This is a genomic window from Nocardiopsis sp. CA-288880 (assembly GCF_050955985.1).
GTDB lineage: Bacteria > Actinomycetota > Actinomycetes > Streptosporangiales > Streptosporangiaceae > Nocardiopsis > Nocardiopsis tropica.
On sequence record NZ_CP192105.1, the window covers coordinates 1675458 to 1695323 of the forward strand.

The window sequence follows — 19866 nt, forward strand, 5'->3', positions numbered from 1 at the left end:
GGGGGCCGCCCGCTCCGGCCGTCCGCGCGGGGCCGCCGGTCCTCCGGCACGCCCCGGCCGCGCCCGCCGGACGGAGGACCGGACGCAAGCGGATGAGAAGGGGAACGGAAGCCGTCCCGGAGACGATGTCCCCCGCGCCGGACCCGGCGCGACAGATGCGGGGAAGTGACATGGACAAGCTCCGGAAAACCATCGCCACAAGTGTGCTCTGCGCGGCCGTCGCCGCGGGTTCGCTCCTCTCGGCGGCCCCGGCCGCGGCCGCCGCCTACAACGGCGCCTGCGGCAGCGGGTACGCCGTGGTCAACAGGATCGAGTTCCCCGACAACCGGGGGACCGCGTTCCTGACCTACAACAGTTCCAACGGCTACAACTGCGTGGTGACCGTGCGCGCGAACCCCGGCGCCGCCACCCACATGGAGGCCATGGTCCGCAGGACGGGGGAGAGCGCCTGGGTGCGCGACTCCGGCGACTACACCACCTACGCCGGGCCGGTCTACCGCAGCGGGGCGGGGTACTGCATGAACTGGGGCGGCACGATCGGCAACGCCACGATCACCCTGCCCGCCACCAACTGCGGCTGACCCGCGCCCGGCCCGGACCGGTGGGGCTCACCGCGCCGGTCCGGGCGGGTCCCCCCCGGGGGCCGGTCAGGGGGAGAGGACGCGCGCGTAGCGGTCGGCGGGGAAGCCGTCGCCCACGTACTCGTAGCCGGACCGCGCGCCGTACTGGGCCATGAGGCGGCTGCCCAGCAGCAGGGCGGCATCGGCCCGCTCGCGCAGCCACACCTCCCCCCTGCTGCCCTCCGGCGCGTAGTCCCTGGTGAGGGCGGGCCCCAGGCTCTGCGCCTCCCGCACCGTCCCGCGCATGGACGCCTCGTACGAGAAGTAGGCGCGCTCGTGGTCGCCCTCGGCGAAGACCAGCTCCCCGGCCAGCGCCGTCGCGCCCATCAGGGCCAGGGCCGTCCCCTGGCCCGCCATCGGGTCCGCGGCGTGGGCCGCGTCGCCCACCAGGACGGTCCGGCCCCTGCTCCACACGTCCAGCCTGACCTGGGTCGACGGAGCGAGGCGCACGTCCGCCCCGCGCATGGCCCGCAGCAGGCCGGGAACCTCCCAGCCGTCCTCCCCGTAGACCTCCTCCAGGAAGCGGTACCTCGCCTCCATGTCCATCTCGGCCGGGGCGGCCGGGGTCCTGTTGCGCATCAGGAACTCCACCTCCAGCCGGTCGTTGCCGGGGAACGTCGTGACGACGCACCCCCGGTAGGGCCACACGCGGCACATCATCACGTCGCTGACGCCGAGGTGGTTGTCGATCTCGAAGGCGGCGAGGTTGGCGTCCAGGTGCTCGACCCGTCCGTCGGCGTCGGAGCCGAACACCAGCCGGCGGACGGGGGAGTCCGGGCCGTCGGCGCCCACCACCAGGTCGAAGCGGCGTCCGGGCGCGTGCGCGAAGCCGACGTCCACGCCGTCGGCGTCCTCGTCCAGGGAGGTGACGGAGTCGCCGAAGAGGTACTCGACGCCGTCCCCCGCGCGGTCGCGCAGGAGGCGGGACAGGTTCCCGCTCCTGATCGCGACCGCGCCCACGTGCCCCTGCGGCAGCACGATCGGCCGTTCGCGCCCGCTGATGTAGGAGTGCACGTCGGGGAGGGGCCCGCCCTCGGCCCGGACCCTCTCGCCCACGCCCATCCGGTCCAGCACGCCCATCCCCTGCGGGGACACCTCGACGAGGTGGCCGCCCGCGGCCGGCTCCGGCGCGCGTTCGACGACCGTCGGCGCGAACCCGTGCCGGGCCAGCCAGTGGGCGAGCACGGGGCCGGCCGCCCCGCCGCCCGCGATGAGCACGTTCCTGTTCCTGATCGGCACTCGAATCCTCCGGGTCGGGGGCGAGGCCGGGGACCCGTCCGCCTCGCCCGCTGCGTGTGGGAGCCGTCCACGGGCCGTGGAGCCCCCCAGAGGAACCGTACCGTCCGGACGGTGCACACCGCCGGGGGCGGAGAGCGCCGCGGGGCCGCGGGCGGAGCCCTCCGGGGCGGCGGCCCGAGGACGCGACGCCGGGGCCGCCGCGGGGCCGCGTCCCGCGCGACGCCGAGGGGCGGGTGCGCGGCGTGGGGGAACGGCGCCGGGGCCGCCAGGCCGCGACGCCGGGGCCGGGAGGCCCGCGTCCCTCCGGACGGGGCACACGTGCCGGGCCGCCGCCCCCGGCCGTTGCCGGGGAAGGCCGTCGGACGGGACTTCCGCGAGCTCCGGGGGCCCCTGCCCCGCACGGTCGGAGAAGGCGCCGAATCGGGTCCGTTTCGTCAGCATAAGATTGCATTTATTGATTTTATGTAGCCACGTCGTGATGCTTCTATCCACGGTCGGCCGGTGGACCGAAAATGCCTTTCGGCATTCCGGTTGTGCAGGGCGAGGGTTTCGGAGAAGATCGTTCCGGCGAACCTCCGCGTCCTCCCCGGGCGAGGAGGTCGCCTCCGTGAAACGCACATGAAATCAGAAAGGATGGTGGAATGAAGTTTTCGTCCACCGTGGCCGCGGCGCTCCTGGGCAGTGTCCTCCTGGGGGCCTCTCCCGCCCAGGCGGCGACCGGTGAGGTCGTGGTCTTCACGACCGAGTTCGAGGATCTCGTGCGCTACTCCGACCCCGCCTCGGGAAGCTGCGTGCGCCTCCCCGGGACGGCCCACGTCCTGGTCAACCTGACCGACGCGGACGTGCGCCTCCACGCCGGGACGCGGTGCCTGGGGCCCGGGGTGACCGTGGCGCCCGACCGGGGCTGGCACGCCCCGCCCAGCGGCCTGTTCAGCTTCTCCGTGGCCTGACCCGCGAATACCGGACAAAGCGGCAAATTCAAGCATTCCCAATACGCCTGCTTTGTCCGCTTGTTTCCCTCGATTAAGGAGTAGTTGGGGGTAGGGTTTGGGACGCGGGTGGAGGTTTCGCGTTTTGACGCTTTTTCCGTGGTGCTCCACGCTGGGTCTCCGTTCGATGGTTCCGCCCGTCCGGAAGGGCGCGGAACGAGGATGACGGCGAACGGAAAGGCGCGCACCCTCCATGCTGCACACCCTCATCGTCGGCCTGGGCAGATCGGGAAGAGGGCTGCACCTGCCGTCGCTCGCCAAGGCGCGGGCGGCGGCCCCCTCCCTCTTCGCGCCGGGCCCGGTGATGGGCCACGACCCCCTGTGTCCCGGGGCGGACGGGCTCCTGGCGGTCGCCTCCCCCGAGGAGGCGGCGCGCCGCCTCCCGCCGCGGGACACCGTGGTCCACCTGTGCACCCCGCCCCACCTGCGCGCGGAGCCGCTGGAGGCCCTGGCCCGCCTGGGCTACCGCAGCATCATCGTGGAGAAGCCGCTGGCCCTGGACCTCGTCGAACTCGCCGCGATCGCGCGGCTGCGCCGCCGCTGGGACCTCGACCTCGCCGTCTCCACCCCCTGGTCGGCCAGCGCGTTGAGCAGGCGGCTGTCGGCGGCCCGGCGCTCCGGCGCCTTCGGGGCGCTGCGCGCGATCACGGTGCTCCAGCACAAGCCCCGGTTCACCAGGTCCCTGGGGTCGCCGGGGCACCCCACCGCCTTCGACATCGAGGTCCCCCACGCCCTCGCCGTGGTCGTGGCGCTCGCGGGAGGCGCCGACGTCGCCGCGGCCGGACTGGAGGACATGGTCGTCGACGGGACGCGCCTGCCGGGCCTGGGCGGAGCCCGCCTGGACCTCGTGCACCACACCGGCGTGCTCACCCGGATCGAGTCCGACCTGACCTCCCCGCTGCGCGAGCGGCGCATCGTGCTGGAGTTCGACGAGGTCGTCCTGACCGGCCACTACCCGTGCAGCGAGGCCGACCACACCGCCCAGCTGTCGGTGGCGGTGCCGGGACGGGCCCCCACCCGCTCGGTCTTCCACGACGACGCCTTCACCGCGTTCCTGCGCGCCTGCTACACCCGCTACTCCCGGCCCCGGCGCGCCAGGGGAGACCTGCCCGTCCACGTGGAGGCCGTCCGCCTGCTGTCCGAGGCGAAGAACCTCTGCTCCCCCCGCACCGACGACCCCCGGGAGGCCGACAGTGCCGTCCGCGTCTGAGACACCCCGCCTGGCGGGGATCGGCGACGAGGCCGCCCCCGGGCTGCCCGGCCAGATCGCCGCCGTGCGCGCGCTCGGCTGGAACCTGCTGGAGCTGCGCACCCTGGACGGCGTGCCGCTCGCCGAGACGGACGACGCCGCCTTCGCGAGGGCCGCGGAGCGCATCCGCGCGGCAGGGGTGGAGGTGGTCGCCGTCGCCGCCAAGATCGGCGACTGGTCCCGGCCCGCCACCGGGGACTTCGCCGTCGACCTGGCCGAGCTGGACGTGCTCGCCCGGCGCTGCGCGGTCCTGGGCACGCGCACGGTGCGGATCATGTCCTTCCCCTCCGGGGGCCTGGCCGAGCCCGAGTGGGGGCGCGCGGTCCGCACGCGGATGCGCGTGCTGGCCGACCGCGCCGAGGACGCCGGCCTGGTCCTGGCGCACGAGAACTGCGCCGGATGGGCGGGGGAGGACGCCGCCCGCGTCCTAGACCTGCTGGCCCACGTCGACAGCCCGGCGCTGCGGGTGCTGTTCGACACCGGCAACGGCGTCGCCCACGGCTACGACGCCGCCGCGATGCTGCGCCCGCTCGTGGAGTACGTGGCCCACGTCCACGTCAAGGACGCCGTCGACGCCCCCGGAGGGGACACCGCCTACGTGCTGCCCGGCCGGGGACGGGCCGGGGTGGACGAGTGCCTGCGGATCCTGGCCGGCCACGGCTACCGGGGCGCACTGTCCATCGAACCCCACCTGCACCTGCGCCCCCACCTCCGGGGAACCGGCGGCGACCCCGGCCGGGGGGACGCGGCCGGGTTCGTCGAGTACGGGCGGGCCCTGGAGGAGACGGTGCGCCGGGTCTGGCGCACGGAGGCGGTCCGATGACGCTCACCGGTGACGAGCGCTCCCTGCTGATGCGGCTGCTGGCCGCTCCCACGGCCGGCCCCCTGGAGACCGGGGCCGCGGGCCCGGCGCCCCGGCTGTGGGAGGCCCAGCGCGACTACGCCCGCGCCGCCGGGCGGCTCGGGTTCCGGGTGGTCCGCCACGCCCCCGCCGACCCCGCCGACCTGGAGGCGCCCGGCGTGCCCGAGACGGTGCGCGAGGCCGCAGCCGACCCCGGCTTCCTCGCCTGCCAGCCCAGCCTGGTCCTGAGGCTCGGCCCCGACGCCGTGCCGCGCGAGCGCACGGTGATGTTCAACGTGCACATGGACACCGTCGCGGGCGGCCCCGCCCCCTCCTTCGACGGCGAGGTCTTCCGCGGACGCGGCGCCGTCGACGCCAAGGGGCCCGCGGTGGCGCTCCTGGCCGGGGTGCGCGCCGCCCTGGAGCGCTCGCCGGCCCTGGGCCGCGACACCGCCGTCCTCGTCCAGGCGGTCGCGGGGGAGGAGGGCGGCGCCATGGGCGTCCTGGGCACCCGCCCCCTGGTCGGGCTGGGTCACACCGGCCGCGTCAACGTGTTCTGCGAACCCACGTCCGGGCGGTTCCTCACCCGCTCCACGGCCTCGATGACCGCCCGTGTCTCGGTGCGCGGCGACGACGCCGTGGACGACCGGCCCCACAGCGGGCACAACGCCTCGGTGCTGCTGGGGTTCCTCGCCCAGCGCATGGGCCGCGCCCTGGACGCCCACGCCCGGAACGGCGCGGTGTGCGTGGCCGGGCTGCACACGGGCACACTGCACAACCGCGTGTACGGCTCCGGCGACCTGCTCCTCAACCTGTCCTACGCCGACGCCCGCGCCGGCAGGACCCTGGAGGAGGCGGTGCGGGGCGCCTTCGACACCGCGCTGGCGGAGTTCGGCTCCGCCTTCGCCGACACCGCCCTCTTCGCCCGGACCGCGGCCGACGCGCGCCGCCTCACCCGCCTGGACTGGCCCAAGCGCGGCCTGCCGGTCCTGGACGACCGCGACCGGTGGGGGCACGACCTGCTGCGCCGGGCGGGGGTGCCCGCCTGGCCGGCCGGCGAACCGGCCTTCACCTGCGACGCCATCTGGATGGCGGACGTCCCGGACACCTGCACCGTCGTGCTGGGACCGGGCGACCTGGACGCCGACGGCGCGCACGGCGACGACGAGCGCGTCCGCCTCAGCGACCTCGACGGGTACGCCGACACGGTGGCCCGTCTCCTGACCGCCTTCACCGACGACACCGACGGAGGATCGTGACCACCCTCTCCCCAGAGTCACCGCCGGCACAGGAACGGGCGACCGTGACGGTCGACCACGACGCGCTGCTCGCCTTCCTCACGGAGGTCTTCGCCGGCCGGGGCCTGCCCCACGGCCGGGCCGCGGAGGCGGCGCGCGCCCTGTGCCACGGTGACCTCACCGGAATGGACTCCCACGGGGTCGCCAACCTGGCCGGGCTCTACCTCCCCCTGCTCGACGAGGGGAGGGCCGACCCCGGCGCGGAACCCCGCGTGCTGGCCGACCTCGGCGCCGCCGTGCTGCTCGACGCCCGGCGCTCCCTCGGCCTGTGGGCCGCGTCGGAGGCGATGGACCTCGCCGCGCAGCGGGCCGGGGAGCACGGGGTGGGCCTGGTGTCGGTACGCGGGGCCACGCACCTGGGCTGCGCCGGCTACCACGCACTGCGCGCCGTCGAACGCGGCATGATCGGCGTGGTCGCGAGCAACTGCGGCCGCCAGCGCATCGCGCGGCCGCCGGGCGGGGCCGTGGCCCTGTTGGGGACCAACCCGCTCAGCGCCGCGGCCCCTGCCGGTGCGCATCCGCCGTTCCTGCTGGACATGAGCACCACGGCGGCGCCCACCGGCCGGGTCCGGCAGGCCGCCCGCGAGGGCCGGCGGCTGCCGGAGGGGGTGCTGTGCGACGACCACGGCGCCCCCGTCACCGACCCGGCGGCGTTCGACGCCGGGCGTGCGCACCTGATGTGGCTGGGCGGCGAGGCGGGGCGGTTCAAGGGCTTCGGCCTCGGACTGCTGGTGGAGGTGCTGTCCGCGGTGGTCTCCGGCGCCGGGCGGGGCCCGGACCCCGACGCCCTGGCCGGGGACGGCGGGCCCTCCGGCCGGGACGACGACATCGGCTTCCTGATGCTGGCGATCGCCCCCGACGCGCTGCGCGAGGGGGCGCCGGCCGACGCCGAGGAGCTGTTCGGCGTGGTGACGGCGTGCCCTCCGGCCGCCCCCGGCGACCCGGTGCGCTACCCCGGCTGGCACGAGCACCGCACGGCGCGGGAGCGCCGCGCCAAGGGGGTGCCGCTGGCCGCCGGCCTGTACGCCGAACTGGCGGACGTGGCCGCGCGGGCGGGGATCCCGGCGCCGGCGCGCGCGGGGGAGGGCCGATGAGGGAGCCCCTGCGCGTGGGAGTGGTCGGCCTGGGGGTCATCTCCCGGTTCCACCTGGCGGCGCTCTCGGACTCCGCCGACTGGGAGCTCGCGGCCGTGTGCGACCTGAACCCGTCGAGGATCGCGGACCCGCCGCCGGGGGCGGTGGGCTACACCGACCACACGCGGATGCTGGCGGAGGCGGACCTGGCCGCGGTCGTGGTCACGGCCCCCAACGACGCGCACGCCCGGATCTGCGCCGACGCCCTCGCGGCCGGTGTCGCGGTGTGCGCGGAGAAGCCGCTCGCCCTGGACCTCGCGGAGGGGGAGGCCCTGGCCACCCTGTCCCGGGAGCGGGGGGTGCCGTTGACCACGGCCTTCCACCGCCGGTACAACTCCGGGTTCGCCGCGCTGCGGCACCGGATCGGGGAGAGCGAGGTGGCGGAGGTGACCGTGCGCTACCTGGAGCGGATCGAGGAGCACGCCGGGGAGGACACCTGGTACCTGGATCCGGGCCGCTGCGGCGGCGGCTGCGTGGCCGACAACGGACCCAACGCCTTCGACCTGGTGGAGACCCTGCTGGGCCGGGCCGAGGTGACCGGGGCCCGGGTGGAGTACGACGGCGCGGGGGTGGACCGGAGGGCGGACGTCGCCCTGCGGGCGGGGGGAGCCCGCGCCCGGGTGCTGCTGGACTGGTCCCATCCGGGGGAGTGCAAGGACGTGGTGGTGAGAACGGCGGACGGGCAGGTGTGGGCGGCCGACCTGCTGGCCGGCCGCCCCGCCTTCAAGGAGTCCCTGTGGCACGAGTACGAGGGCATCGCCGCCGACTTCGCGCGCCGGGTGCGCGAAGGGCGGACCGACGACGGCGCGGGGGTGTCGGCGCTGCGCCTGGTCGGCGAGGCCTACCGCGCGGCGGAGCTCGGGGAGAGGGTCGGCCGGTGAACCCGCACGAGGACGGAGCCAAGCGCGACGTGGCCGCCACCCTGCTCAAGGTCCTGGTCCACAGCAGGACCGAGCGCGGCATGCGGCTGGAACCGTTCGCGAGCCGGTGCGTGCGCGCGGGAGAGGTCCACGAGCTGGTCGCCACCGACCACACCGACACCTCGGAGGGCGCCCGGATCGACCGCGTCGGGTTCCTGGGGTTCGCCGAGATCACCGCCGCCGGCGTCGTGGACCGGGGCGACGAGGTGTGGATCGGTCCGCGCCGGGTGGGCGTGGTGCTGGGGTTCGACGCCTGCCACACGCCGAACCACTACAACGTGCTCATCCACGCGGACCCGGCCCCCACGGGGCGCGAGCTGGCGCTGCGACCGGAGGAGCCGGTGGTGTTCCGGCAGGGGAGCCCCCGGACCGTGGCCGAGCTCTTCCGGACACCGTCCGCGAAAAATGTCGAAGAATGTCCGAAATAAATTTCACGCAGCATCGATGATTTTCCCGGATTGGCTTTTCCGGGGTCCCGGGCTCGGTAATATTCGAGTCGGGGGAAGGTGATTCTCGAATCGCATTCGAGTCCCCTTTCCCCTGCTATTCATTTGTTGTTTCCAACTATTCTCTTGAAGGAGAACGGATGACGACCGCCGTCAAGGCCAACGACCGCCTCGAAGAGCGCTTCCGCCTGTGGGACCACAACGGCAACGGCGTGATCGAGCGCGCTGACTTCGAGCAGGAGGTCGAGGGCATCCTCAGCCGCTTCGGCGTCGAGGCCTCGGCCCCCGGCGCGGAGGGCCTCCGTGGCGCCTACCTCGGCCTGTTCGACCGCCTGGCGCGGTCCGCGGGCACCGAGCGGATGAGCAAGGAGGACTTCGTCCGGGCCGCCGAGAGCGAGATCGTCAGCAAGGGCGACGCCGGTTTCTCGGAGGTCCTCCAGCCGACCATCCAGGCGATCATGGCCATCGCCGACACCGACGGCGACGGCCGGATCAGCCCGACCGAGCTGGAGCGGTGGTTCGACGCCATCGGCCTGAGCACCGCCCAGGCCGCCGACGCCTTCGGTGAGATCGACACCGACAACGACGGCGTCCTCACCGTCACCGAGCTGGTCGCCGCGGTGCGCGACTACCACCTCGGCAAGAACGACATCCCCCTCCTGGGCGTCTGACCCCCCTCGGGTCCCGTCCCCCTTCCGGCCCGGCCGCGCCACGGCGCGGCCGGGCTCCGGCCCCCCACACGCAGAACGGAAGAAATGAAGTCGGCACTCTCCTCCCCCGCTGCGGGCGAACGCGGCGGGGGTCGTTCGCGCATTCCCTTCTTCGACCAGTCGGACACCTTCCGAAGACTGTGGCCGGAGATCGAGGAGAACTGTGTCCGCGTCATGGACGACGGTAAGTTCTCGCACGGCTCCATGGTGGCTGAATTCGAGCGGGAAATGGAGCGCTACACCGGCGCCCGGCACGTCGTCGGCGTCAATTCGGGGACCGACGCGCTCGTCATTCTCCTGCGCGCCGCAGGGCTGCGCCCCGGCGACGAGGTGATCGTCCCCGCCTACACGTTCGTCGCCACCGCCACCGCCGTCGTGCACGCCGGCGGCGTCCCCGTCTTCGCCGACATCGAGGCGCACGGGTACGGGCTCTCCCCCGACGCGGTCGCGGACGCCGTCACCCCGCGCACCCGCATGGTCATGCCGGTCCACCTCTTCGACCGGCTCGCCGACATGGAGGGCATCGGCCGGGTCGCCCGCGCCCACGGGCTGACCGTGGTGGAGGACAGCGCGGAGGCCGTCGGCATGCGCCTCCACGGCAAGCACGCGGGACTGCTCGGCGCCGGCGGCGTCCTCTCCTTCTTCCCCGCCAAGACCCTGGGGGCCGTCGGCGACGCCGGGGCCCTGCTCACCGACGACGACGCCGTCGCCGAAACCGCGCGGATGCTGCGCCACCACGGCCGGTCCGGGCGCACCCTGGCCGAGTTCCCCGGCATCTCCAACCCGACGGTCGTCGTCGGCGGCAACAGCAAGATGGACGACCTCCAGGCCGCCGTCCTGCTGGCCAAGCTCACCCGCCTGGACGCCGACATCCGGCGCCGCGCCGAACTGTCGCGCCGCTACGACGAGCGGTTGCGCGGCCTGCCCGGGGTACGGACCGTCCCCGGCGACGCCGCGGCCCGGCCCGGCGAGGAGCGCGCGGTGTACGTCCACCTCGTCGAGGTGGACGACCGCGACGGCCTCGTCGCGCACCTGGACGCCGCGGGTGTGGGCACCGAGGTCTACTACCCCCGCCCGCTGCACCTGCAGCCGTGCTTCGCCCACCTGGGCCACCGGCCGGGCGACCTGCCCCGCGCCGAGGAGGTGTGCCGGTCGGCCGTGGCGCTGCCGCTGTACGCCGACCTGTCCGAGGAGCGGGTCGACCGGGTCTGCGACGAGATCGAGCGCTTCCTCGCCGGGAGGACCCGATGACCGCGGCCACCGGGCGGACCGTCCCGTTCTTCGCCCCCGACCTCTTCGAGACCGAGCGCGAGGCGCTCCTCGCGGCCCTGTACGAGGTCGGCACGGACCCCGAGCAGAAGTTCATCCTCGGGCGCCGCACCGCGCGGTTCGAGGAGGCGCTGCGCGACTCCCTGGGCGCCGGCGACGTCGTGGCCTGCTCCAGCGGGACCTCGGCGCTGACCCTCGTCCTTGCCGCCATGGACATCGGGCCCGGTGACGAGGTGGTCGTCCCGGCCTTCGGCTGCGCCCCCCTGGCGAGCACCGTCCTGTCGTGCGGCGCGACCCCGGTCTTCGCCGACGTCGACCCCGTGACGCTGACCATGGACCCCGACCACGCCGAGCAGCTCCTCACCGCCGGGACCCGGGCCCTCATGCCCGCCCACATGTTCTCCGTCATGGCCGACATGCCCCGCCTGCGCGATCTGGCCTCCCGTGCGGGGGTGCGGCTCGTCGAGGACGCGGCGCTGGCCCAGGGCGGCACGCTCCGGGGCCGCCCCGCCGGCCTGTGGGGCGACGCCGGGGTGTACTCCTTCGTCCAGGTCAAGGTCTTCGGCATGCCCGGCGAGGGCGGCGTGGTCCTGTCGGCCGACGCCGGGCTCGCCGACCGGGTGCGGATGCTGCGCAACCACGGCCAGGACGGCCGACACCGGTTCCTGCACCACCGCATCGGCCACAACAGCCGGTTCGACGAGGTGATGGCCGCCTTCCAGCTGCACCGCCTGGCGGGGCTGGAGGAGCGCGTGGCCCGCCGGAACGCCATCTGCTCGTATTACTCCGAGCACCTGGCCGACCTGCGCGGGGACGGGGTCGTGGCGCCCCCCGCGGGCGGGGACGGACGCTTCCCCTACGTCTACACGCTCCTGTGCGAGGACCGCGACGGGCTGCGGGACCACCTGGCCACCGAAGGGATCGACACCCACGTCTACTACCCCCGAGCCCTGCCCGAGCAGCCCGCCTTCGCCCCCCACGCCCGCCCCGGCGGGCAGTGGCCCCGGGCGCGGGACGCGGCGCGCCGCAACATCTCCCTGCCCCTGTACCCGCACCTGACCGACGAACGCGTCGAGCACGTGGTCACCGCCGTGCGCGCGTTCGCCCACGGGAGGAACCGATGACCGACCGCACGACCGCGCCCCCCGCGCCGCCCGCCGCGCCGCCCGCCGCGCCACCCGCCCCGCCCCGGCCCACCGCGGGCGCCTACGCCAGGCTCGCCAAACTCGACATCGTCGACTACTACATCGGCCTGCCGCTGGTGTTCGCCATGACGCTGCCCCTGCTGGGGGCGCGCGCCGACACCCTCGGTTTCCTCCTGCTCGTCCTGGTGGCCGAGGTGGCGGTGGTGGCCGCCATGGTCTCCTTCGACGACGTCACCGGCTACCGTGACGGCTCGGACGCCGCCAACTACGGCTCCGACGCCGCGCGGCGCCGGCTCGCCCGCAAACCCCTGGTCCACGGGACCCTCACCGAACCCCAGGCGCTCCGCTTCGGGCGGGCGGCGACCGCCGCGAGCGTCGTCCTGTGGGCCCTGGTGGTCGCGCTGGCCCCGCACCGGCCCCTGTGGGCCGTCGTCGGGGCGGCCCTGTGCCTGGTCGCGTCGGTCCAGTACTCCTGGGGGCTGAAGCTCAGCTACCGGGGCTTCCAGGAGATCTTCCTCTGCGGCCTGGGGGTGGGCTGGGTCCTGGTCCCCTACGGCCTGCTCGTCGGGCACGTCGACGGCTTCGTGATCGTCCAGGCGCTGGTGTTCGGCGGCGGCCCGATGATCTTCGGCCTGTACTCCAACACCAACGACGCCGCGGGCGACCGGGCCGCGGGACGCATCACCGTCGCCGCGAGGGTGTCCCCGCGCGCCAACACGGCCTTCATCGTCGCGCTCACCGCGACGGAGACCCTGCTCGTCACCGGGTCCCACCTGCTCGGGATCGCCCCCTGGTGGTTCACCGTCGCCCTGCTGCCGGTCATCGCCCTGCGGGTCGTCCAGCTCTACACCGGTTTCGTCCTCGGCGACATCCTGCGGGCGCGCCGCACGGCCATCCACACGCACCGGGCCACGGCCGTGCTCCTCATCGGGGCCAACCTGCTCGCCCCGTTCCTGCCGGGCGCCCTGTGAGCGCGCCGCTCGACGCGGCGGTGGTGGGCGCGGGGCCCGCCGGGCTCGCCACCGCGCACCTGCTGGCCGCCGCAGGACACACGGTGCGGGTCCTGGAGGCCGCCGACGCCGTGGGGGGCAGGACGCGCACACTGCGCTCCGACGGCTACCTCGTCGACACCGGCGCCGAGATGATCCCCTCGGCCGACGCCTACCCGGCGACCTGGCGGCTCGTGCGCGCCACCGGCCTGGACTCCGACCCCGAGGCGGTCCCCCTGGTGCGCGACGCCCTCGCGGTCTGGTGGGACGGGCGCGCCCGCCCCCACGCCGGACGCCCCCTGGGGCTGCTCACCGGCATGGGACTGTCCGCAAGGGCCCGTCTCGACCTCGCACGCCTGTTGCGGCGCCTGGACCGCGCCGGGCTGGACCCCGACCGCCCCGAGAGGGCGGCGCTGGGGGAGGAGACCGTGGCCGACCTCCTGCGGAGGTACCACCCGCAGGTGCGCGACCGCCTCCTGGGCCCGCTCGCCGCGGGGTTCTTCGGCTGGCCGCCGGAACGGGCCGCCGCCGCGCCCTTCGCCGCCCACCTGGCCGCCTCCGGCAGCACCGCCACCTGGCGCACCTACCGGGACGGGATGGACACGCTGCCCCGGGCGCTGGCGGCCCGGCTGGACGTGCGCACCGGCCACCCGGTGACCGGTGTCGCGCACGCCCCCGGCGGGGTGCGCCTGGACTCCCCGAGGGGAGCGGTGACCGCGCGCGCCGTCGTCCTGGCCGTGCCGGCCCCCGTCGCCCTGCGCCTCCACCCCGGGGCGCCCCCGGCCGAGCGGGAGTACCTGGAGGCCTGCGGATACGCGCCCATGCTCCGGGTGTCCCTGCTGCTGGACGCCCCCACGGCCCCGCGCGGGGCGCGCCGCGGTTTCGCCGTCCTGGTGCCCGACGACCCCGTGCTCGCCGTGGTCACCGCGGACCACGCCAAGCACCCCGGCCGGGCGCCCAGGGGACGCGGCCTGGTGTCCCTGGTCGCCTCCCCGCAGGCGGCGCGCGACCTCATCGACGCACCCGACGACGAGGTGGGCGCGCGCCTCACCGCACGCGCCGAGCGCCTCATGCCCGGGGTGGGGGAGCGCGTGAGGAGGACGATCGTGCACCGCTTCCGGCACGGCCTGCCCCTGCCCGAACCGCGGGCGCTGGCCGCCCGCCCCGCCTTCGCCGACCGGCCCCTGGCCCCCGTCGACTACGCCGGCGACTGGACCGCCCTGCGCCCGTGCAGCGAGGGGGCGGTGGCCTCGGCCTTCACGGCCGCCGAACGCACGTCGGCCCTGCTCTCCACCTCCCGCGAACCGATCACGACCGAGGCGCCATGACACTCCTGAGCAAACCCCTCCACCTGGGCACCCTCTTCGACGACCTGGCGGCGCGCGGCTCCACCACCGCCGTGCGGCTGAGCAGGCCCCTGGACATCGCCCCCGAGGCGGGCTCCGAACTCGACGTGCCGGCCGCCGCCGACCTGGTGCGCCGGGTCTCCGGCTGGTTCGCCGAGGCGGGGGTGCGGCCGGGCGACCGCGTCGCCATCGCCAAGCGCAACCACTGGGACTACGTGCTTCTGGCCTGCGCCGCCGCACGCCTGGGCGCCGTCCCCGCGTCACTGTCGGCCCACCTGTCCCCCGAGACCCTGGGCATCCTCCTCCGCAGGCTGGAACCGGCGCTCCTGGTCACCGACGCCGCCCTGCTGGAGGCCGCCCGCGGCGCGGGGCACGACCCCTCCGCCCACGCCGCGCGCACCCTGGTGGTGGGGGGCCGCGCCGAGCGGGCCCTGTGCACGGACGACGTGCGCGGGGGCTCCGCGCCGCCGCCGCGCCGTCCGCACCTGGACGCACCGCTCGCCGTCATGCACACCTCCGGGACCACCGGCGTCCCGAAACTGGCCGTGCACTCCACACGCACCATCCTGCGCCGGCTGGCGGGCTTCGAGTCCCACCGGTGGCCGGTGCTGGGCAGCCGGCGCGACGACACGGTCGCCACCTCCTTCTCCTACGCCCACGGACGTGCCCTGGCCTGGACGGCCGGGGTGCTGTGGATGTTCCCGGCGGCGGTCTCGCTGATCACCTCGCCCGACTGGGACGAGGCCGGTCCCGCGCTGCGCCGCCACCGGCCCACCACCCTGGAGGCCCAGCCCTCCACCCTGGTGCGCTGGCAGCGGCACGTCGACGGGAAGGGGGAGGAGTTCGGGCGTGTGCGGTTGTTCGTCAGCACCTTCGACGCCGTGCACCCGTCCACCGTCCGCACCTTCCTCAACGCCAGCCGCCGGCGGGCGCCGGTGTGGATGCAGGGGTGGGGCCAGAGCGAGACGGGTCCGCTGACCTTCCGCTTCCTCACCCGCCGGTCGCTGGCCCGCAGGCAGTGGGTCGACCCCACCACCCGCAACCTGGGGCGGCCCGTCCCCGGGCGGACCCGGCTGCGCGCCGTCGACACGAGGACCCTGCGCCCCCTCCCGGCGGGCGAGCCCGGCCTGCTGTTCTGCCGCACCGACGCGCTGTGCCTCGGCTACGTCGGGGAGGAGGGGCGCTGGCGCTCCAAGCTCGTCGGCCAGTGGTGGAGCACCGGGGACATCGGCTCCGTCGACCGCACCGGCGCGGTCCGCCTGGTGGACCGGGAGGTGGACTCCCTGTCCGACGGCGGCTGCCTGGAGATCGAGGACGTCGTCGACGAACGGCTCCCCCAGGCGCTGGACTGCGTCGTGCTGGGGGTCGCCGACGGCCCGCCCGTGCCGGTCGTGGCCACGGAGGACGGCACCCTCGCCCCGGGGATCTGGAAGGAGGCCGTCGTCGACCTGCCGACGATGGCCGAACCGGTGGTCCTCACCTGGGGCGACCTGCCGCGCACCGGTACCGGCAAGGTCCGCCGGGGCGCGCTGCGGGAGAGCCTCGGCCTGGGCCCCGACGCCCCCGGCAAGGGGAGGTGGACGTGACCTCGACGGCGATCGCCGCTCCTCCGCTGGCGGGGACCGCGGTCCTGGCCTCGGGCGACGCGGTACCGGTGCGCGTCGCGGCGGCACGCCTGAGGGCACTGGGGTGCGAGGTCGTGCGGGGGCCCGCAGCGGCGGGCGCCCCCGCGGGCCGGATCGACCTGCTCACCGGTCCGGGGGGCGGCCGGGCCGGGTGCGACCTGGTGTGGTCGGCGTCCCCGGAGCCGTTGGCCGACGAGCGCGACGTCCAGGCCGCGTGCGGCCTGGCGCACCTGCACGGCCTCGCCGTGGGAGGACCGCGCTTCCTGCCCGTCGACCACGCGTCGGTGTGCGCCGGGGTGCTCGCGGCGCAGGCGGTGGCGGCGGCGGTGCTCTGCGCGCTGCGCGGGGGGCCGGCGCTGCGGGCGTCGGTCTCCGTGGCCGGTGCGGCGCTCCTCGCGGTCGCCCCGTACGTCGCCGACGCCACCGCCGCGCGGGGGGCGCCGCCCGCCCCGGCGGAGGGCGAACCGCCGCCCTTCCGCTCCGCCGACGGCGTCCGGTTCGAGATCGAGACCCTCGACCCCGAGGCGTGGCTCCGGTTCTGGGAGGCCCTGGGCGCGCCCGCGCGGGCGGTCGCCACCGGATGGGCGCCCTTCCAGCGCAGGTTCGCCACCGCCGTGTGCCCGCTGCCCGCCGCGCTGTTCGCGACCCTCGCGGCGCTGCCGCTCGCCGTCGTCCGCGACACCGGCCGGGAGTGCGGGGTGGGCGTGGTCCCGCTGCGCCCCCTGGCCGAGGTCGCCGGGGAGGGCCCCGCCTCGCCGTGGCGGCTCCGCGGCGCCGGCGGGGAGCCCGGACCGGGCCTGCCGCCGTGGCCGGCCTCCGGGACGGGGCCGCTGGCAGGGCTGCGGGTGGTCGAGGCCACCAACCGGGTCCAGGGGCCCCTGGCGGGTCTGCTGCTGACCCTCCTCGGCGCCGACACCGTGCGCGTCGAGCCGCCGGGCGGCGACCCCATGCGCGGTGTCCCGCCCCTGGCCGGAGACCTCTCCGCCCGCTTCGCCGCCCTCAACCGGGGCAAGGACGCTGTCCGTCTGGACCTCAAGGCCCCCGGGGGCCGCCGCGCGGCCGCCGACCTGGCGGCCTCCGGCCACGTCCTGCTCTACAACTGGCCGCCGGGCCGGGCCGAGCGGTTCGGGCTGGGGGCGGACGACCTCTCCGCCCGCGCCCCGGGACTGGTCCACGTCCACGCCGACGGGTGGGCCGGCGAGGACCCCGGGCCGGGGATCCCGGCCACCGACTTCCTGGTCCAGGCCGACGGCGGGATCGCGGACCTGGTGTCCGTCGGCGGAGCGCCCGCCGCCCCCTCCCTGGTCACCCTCACGGATGTGCTCGGCGGCCTCATCGCGGCCGAGGCGGCCCTGGCCGGCCTGCTGCTGCGCGCCCGCACCGGGACCGGCGCGGTGGCGAGGACGGGGCTGGTCGACGCCGCGCGCCTGCTCCGGTGGGCCGGGCGCGGCACCGCCCACCTGCCCCGCTCCGGCACGCCGCCGGTCGCCGGCCCGGCCCAGGCGGCCGACGCCTTCCCGGGGGCCTTCACGACGGTCGGCGGGGCCTCCCTCCCGCGCGCCCCGTGGACGTTCGCCCCCCTGGACGGGGAGGACCTGTGACGGCCTGGACCTCCGGGGCGGGGCTGGTCCTGGCGGACCTCGTCCCCGCCGAGGAGCGCGCCCGGTGGGTCGCGGAGGGCCTGTGCCCCGGCCGGGACCTGTACTCCCTGTTCCTCGACCGGGTACGGGAGGACCCCGCGCGCGAGGCGGTCGTGGACGGCCGCGGAAGCCTGGACCGCGCCGGGCTCGCGGCCAGGGCCCGGCGGGCCGCCGCGGCCCTGGCCGCCAGGGGGTGCGGCGAGCGCGACGTCGTCGCGGTCCTGCTGCCCGACGGCAGGGACGCGATCGCGGTCGAACTCGCCGTCGCCGCACTCGGGGCGGTCGCCCTGCCGGTCCCGTACGGGCGCTCCCGCACCGACGTGCTCTCCCTGCTGGCGCGCTCCCGCGCCGCGCTCCTGGTCACCGCCCCCGCCCGCGCGGACGACGCGCCGGGCACACCGGTCTGGTGCGCGGACGCCGGGACGCTGGACCCCGACGGCCCCCTCGCGGGGGCGAGGGCGCCCGAGCCGGCGCGCCCCGACGCCGAATCGCCCGCGCGCATCCTCGTCTCCTCGGGATCCGAGGGCGAGCCGACCATGGTCGCCTACTCGCACAACGCCATGGCCGGGGGGAGGGGCAACTACGCGCGGGCCGTGCTGGGCGCCGGGCCCGTCCGCGCCCTCATCCCGGTGCCGCTGGCCTCCTCCTTCGGCTCGCTGGGCATCGTGTCCCTGGTCCGGCTCGGGGCCACCCTCGTCCTTCCGGGGCGGTTCGACCCCGTGGCCGTGCTGCGCTCGGTCGAACGGGACCGCCCCACCCACCTGATCGGCGTGCCCACCATGCTCAGGCGCACCGCGCTGGTCGGGGAGGAGGCCGACACCGGGTCGCTGCGGGCGCTCGTGGCCAGCGGCGCCCCCCTGCACCGGGAGGTGCGCGACCTGTGCGAACGCCGTTTCGGCCGACCGGTCGTGAACGTCTACGGCTCCACCGACGGGGTCAACTGCCACACCGCGCACGACCCCGGGGCGTGGGAGCCGGGCATGGCCGGGCGCCCCGACCCGGCCGTCGCCGCGATCCGGGTGTGCGACCCACGGGGGCGGCCGCTGCCGCCGGGGGAGGTCGGCGAGATCCGGGCACGGGGACCGATGACGCCCCTGTGCCACGTCGCGGACCCCGCACTCGACGCCGAGCGGCGCGACCCCGGCGGATGGGTCCGCACCGGTGACGCGGGCCGCCTGGACGGCGACGGGACGCTGTGGGTCGTGGACCGCCTGCGCCGCACGGTGATCCGGGGCGGCGTCACCCTCTTCCCCGCCGAGGTGGAGCGCGCCCTGGCCGCCCACCCCGCCCTGGGCGAGGCGCAGTGCGTCCCCGTGCCCGACCCCGACCTGGGCGAGCGCATGTGCGCCTGCGTCTGCCCCCTGCCGGGGGTGGACCCGCCCACGGGCGGCGAACTGCTCGCCCACCTGCGCGACGGGCACGGCGTGGACGTCCGCGCCCTGCCCGAGCACGTGCTGTTCCTCCCCGCGCTGCCGCTCGGCCCGACCGGGAAGGTGTGCACGTCCACCCTGGCCCGGATCGCGGCCGACGCGGTCCGCGACCGACCGACCGTACTCCCAGGAGGCCCACGATGACGGACACAGCCACCGCCGGACCCGGCTACGTCTTCGACAACCACAACGAGAACGCCGGTGACCAGCACCGGTTCCTGGCCGCCGCCTACGACCCGCTGACCACCGGAAGACTGGCGGAGACCGGGGTCGGACCCGGGTGGCGCTGCCTGGAGGTGGGCGCGGGCGGAGGCGGCGTCGCCCGCTGGCTGGCGGGGCGAGTCGCGCCCGGCGGCGGGGTGGTCGCCACCGACATCAAACCCGACCACATCGCCCCGGCCGAGGGGTTGGAGGTGTGGAAGCACGACATCACCCGGGACCCCCTGCCGGAGGCGGCCTTCGACCTCGTCCACTCGCGGCTGGTGCTCCTGCACCTGCCCGAGCGGATCGAGGTCCTGAACCGCCTCGTGCGCGCGCTCAAGCCGGGCGGGGTGCTGCAGCTGGACGAGTTCGACATCACCTACGGGCCGTCGCTGCTCATGCCCGACGCCGGGGCCCGCGAGCTGTACGAGGAGTTCCTGGAGGCGAAGATCCGGCTGATGACCCGGGCCGGGGCCGACCCGGCCTGGGGGAGGAACGCCGCCGAGGCGATGCGCGGCGCCGGGCTGGTCGGCGTCGACCCCCGGCCGCACGTGGAACTGTGGGACGCCGGCTCCCCGGGGGTCCGCCTGATCCGCCACCACACCCTGCACCTGCGCGACGCGTTCGTGCGCGAGGGGATGACGGACGAGCGGCTGGCACGGGTGCGGGACCTGCTGGACGACCCGTCGTTCCGGGCCTGCTCCTGCGTGGTCTACTCCGTGCGGGGCCGCCGCCCCGCATGACCCGGGCCGCGGCGGCGGACGGCGCCGTCCGCC

At 75.9% G+C, this 19866-nt stretch carries 18 protein-coding genes; 17 read left to right on the plus strand and 1 reads right to left on the minus strand.

The genetic code is table 11. The features are described from left to right. Positions 1-170: 170 nt before the first annotated feature. Positions 171-581 carry a spore-associated protein A gene (locus ACQPYD_RS07335; RefSeq protein WP_433700317.1) on the plus strand — a complete coding sequence of 137 codons (411 nt, stop codon included), beginning with the start codon at positions 171-173 and terminating at the stop codon, positions 579-581. Positions 582-647: 66 nt separating this feature from the next. Here the strand turns inward: ACQPYD_RS07335 and ACQPYD_RS07340 are convergent, their stop codons facing one another. Beyond that, positions 648-1859: an FAD-dependent monooxygenase gene (locus ACQPYD_RS07340; RefSeq protein ID WP_433700318.1), complete on the minus strand. Its 1212-nt coding sequence runs from the start codon at positions 1857-1859 to the stop codon at positions 648-650. A gap of 641 nt (positions 1860-2500) precedes the next feature. On the opposite strand from ACQPYD_RS07340, the gene ACQPYD_RS07345 reads away from it, so the two are divergent. From ACQPYD_RS07345 to ACQPYD_RS07420, 16 genes are all read left to right on the plus strand, one after another. Beyond that, positions 2501-2809, plus strand: coding sequence for a hypothetical protein (locus ACQPYD_RS07345; protein WP_267948705.1), 309 nt, complete (start codon positions 2501-2503; stop codon positions 2807-2809). 232 nt (positions 2810-3041) lie between these two features. Next, the gene (locus ACQPYD_RS07350; protein WP_433700319.1) at positions 3042-4058 is read left to right on the plus strand and encodes an oxidoreductase; all 1017 of its coding nucleotides are present in this window, start codon (positions 3042-3044) and stop codon (positions 4056-4058) included. Then, positions 4042-4920: a sugar phosphate isomerase/epimerase family protein gene (locus ACQPYD_RS07355; RefSeq protein WP_433700320.1), complete on the plus strand. Its 879-nt coding sequence runs from the start codon at positions 4042-4044 to the stop codon at positions 4918-4920. Before ACQPYD_RS07350 ends, ACQPYD_RS07355 begins: the two co-directional genes overlap by 17 nt. Then, positions 4917-6197 (plus strand): M20/M25/M40 family metallo-hydrolase, encoded by a 1281-nt coding sequence (locus ACQPYD_RS07360; RefSeq protein WP_433700321.1) that lies wholly within the window; start codon positions 4917-4919, stop codon positions 6195-6197. The genes ACQPYD_RS07355 and ACQPYD_RS07360 overlap by 4 nt, the downstream gene beginning before the upstream one ends. Positions 6198-6241: 44 nt before the next feature. Then, entirely contained in the window at positions 6242-7330 is a 1089-nt protein-coding gene (locus ACQPYD_RS07365; protein WP_433700322.1) for an Ldh family oxidoreductase, read from the plus strand. Beyond that, entirely contained in the window at positions 7327-8250 is a 924-nt protein-coding gene (locus tag ACQPYD_RS07370) for a Gfo/Idh/MocA family protein (RefSeq protein ID WP_433700323.1), read from the plus strand. The genes ACQPYD_RS07365 and ACQPYD_RS07370 overlap by 4 nt, the downstream gene beginning before the upstream one ends. After that, a complete protein-coding gene (locus tag ACQPYD_RS07375; RefSeq protein ID WP_433700324.1) occupies positions 8247-8717 on the plus strand; it encodes a DUF6917 domain-containing protein in 471 nt (156 codons plus the stop codon). Before ACQPYD_RS07370 ends, ACQPYD_RS07375 begins: the two co-directional genes overlap by 4 nt. Positions 8718-8875: 158 nt before the next feature. Continuing rightward, positions 8876-9406, plus strand: a complete 531-nt coding sequence (locus ACQPYD_RS07380; protein ID WP_433700325.1) for an EF-hand domain-containing protein — start codon at positions 8876-8878, stop codon at positions 9404-9406. An 84-nt stretch (positions 9407-9490) separates the two neighbouring features. After that, a complete protein-coding gene (locus ACQPYD_RS07385; protein ID WP_433700326.1) occupies positions 9491-10696 on the plus strand; it encodes a DegT/DnrJ/EryC1/StrS family aminotransferase in 1206 nt (401 codons plus the stop codon). Then, the gene (locus tag ACQPYD_RS07390) at positions 10693-11838 is read left to right on the plus strand and encodes a DegT/DnrJ/EryC1/StrS family aminotransferase (RefSeq protein ID WP_433700327.1); all 1146 of its coding nucleotides are present in this window, start codon (positions 10693-10695) and stop codon (positions 11836-11838) included. The genes ACQPYD_RS07385 and ACQPYD_RS07390 overlap by 4 nt, the downstream gene beginning before the upstream one ends. Next, positions 11835-12830: a UbiA family prenyltransferase gene (locus ACQPYD_RS07395; protein WP_433700328.1), complete on the plus strand. Its 996-nt coding sequence runs from the start codon at positions 11835-11837 to the stop codon at positions 12828-12830. The genes ACQPYD_RS07390 and ACQPYD_RS07395 overlap by 4 nt, the downstream gene beginning before the upstream one ends. Next, positions 12827-14176, plus strand: a complete 1350-nt coding sequence (locus ACQPYD_RS07400; protein ID WP_433700329.1) for a protoporphyrinogen/coproporphyrinogen oxidase — start codon at positions 12827-12829, stop codon at positions 14174-14176. Before ACQPYD_RS07395 ends, ACQPYD_RS07400 begins: the two co-directional genes overlap by 4 nt. Next, positions 14173-15780, plus strand: coding sequence for a class I adenylate-forming enzyme family protein (locus ACQPYD_RS07405; protein ID WP_433700330.1), 1608 nt, complete (start codon positions 14173-14175; stop codon positions 15778-15780). Before ACQPYD_RS07400 ends, ACQPYD_RS07405 begins: the two co-directional genes overlap by 4 nt. Next, positions 15777-17420 carry a CoA transferase gene (locus tag ACQPYD_RS07410; protein WP_433700331.1) on the plus strand — a complete coding sequence of 548 codons (1644 nt, stop codon included), beginning with the start codon at positions 15777-15779 and terminating at the stop codon, positions 17418-17420. Before ACQPYD_RS07405 ends, ACQPYD_RS07410 begins: the two co-directional genes overlap by 4 nt. Then, complete coding sequence (locus ACQPYD_RS07415; protein ID WP_433700332.1) at positions 17417-19033, plus strand: class I adenylate-forming enzyme family protein; 1617 nt, start codon at positions 17417-17419, stop codon at positions 19031-19033. Before ACQPYD_RS07410 ends, ACQPYD_RS07415 begins: the two co-directional genes overlap by 4 nt. Next, on the plus strand, positions 19030-19833 hold the full coding sequence (locus ACQPYD_RS07420; protein ID WP_352983457.1) for a class I SAM-dependent methyltransferase: 804 nt from the start codon (positions 19030-19032) through the stop codon (positions 19831-19833). Before ACQPYD_RS07415 ends, ACQPYD_RS07420 begins: the two co-directional genes overlap by 4 nt. Positions 19834-19866 lie beyond the last annotated feature (33 nt).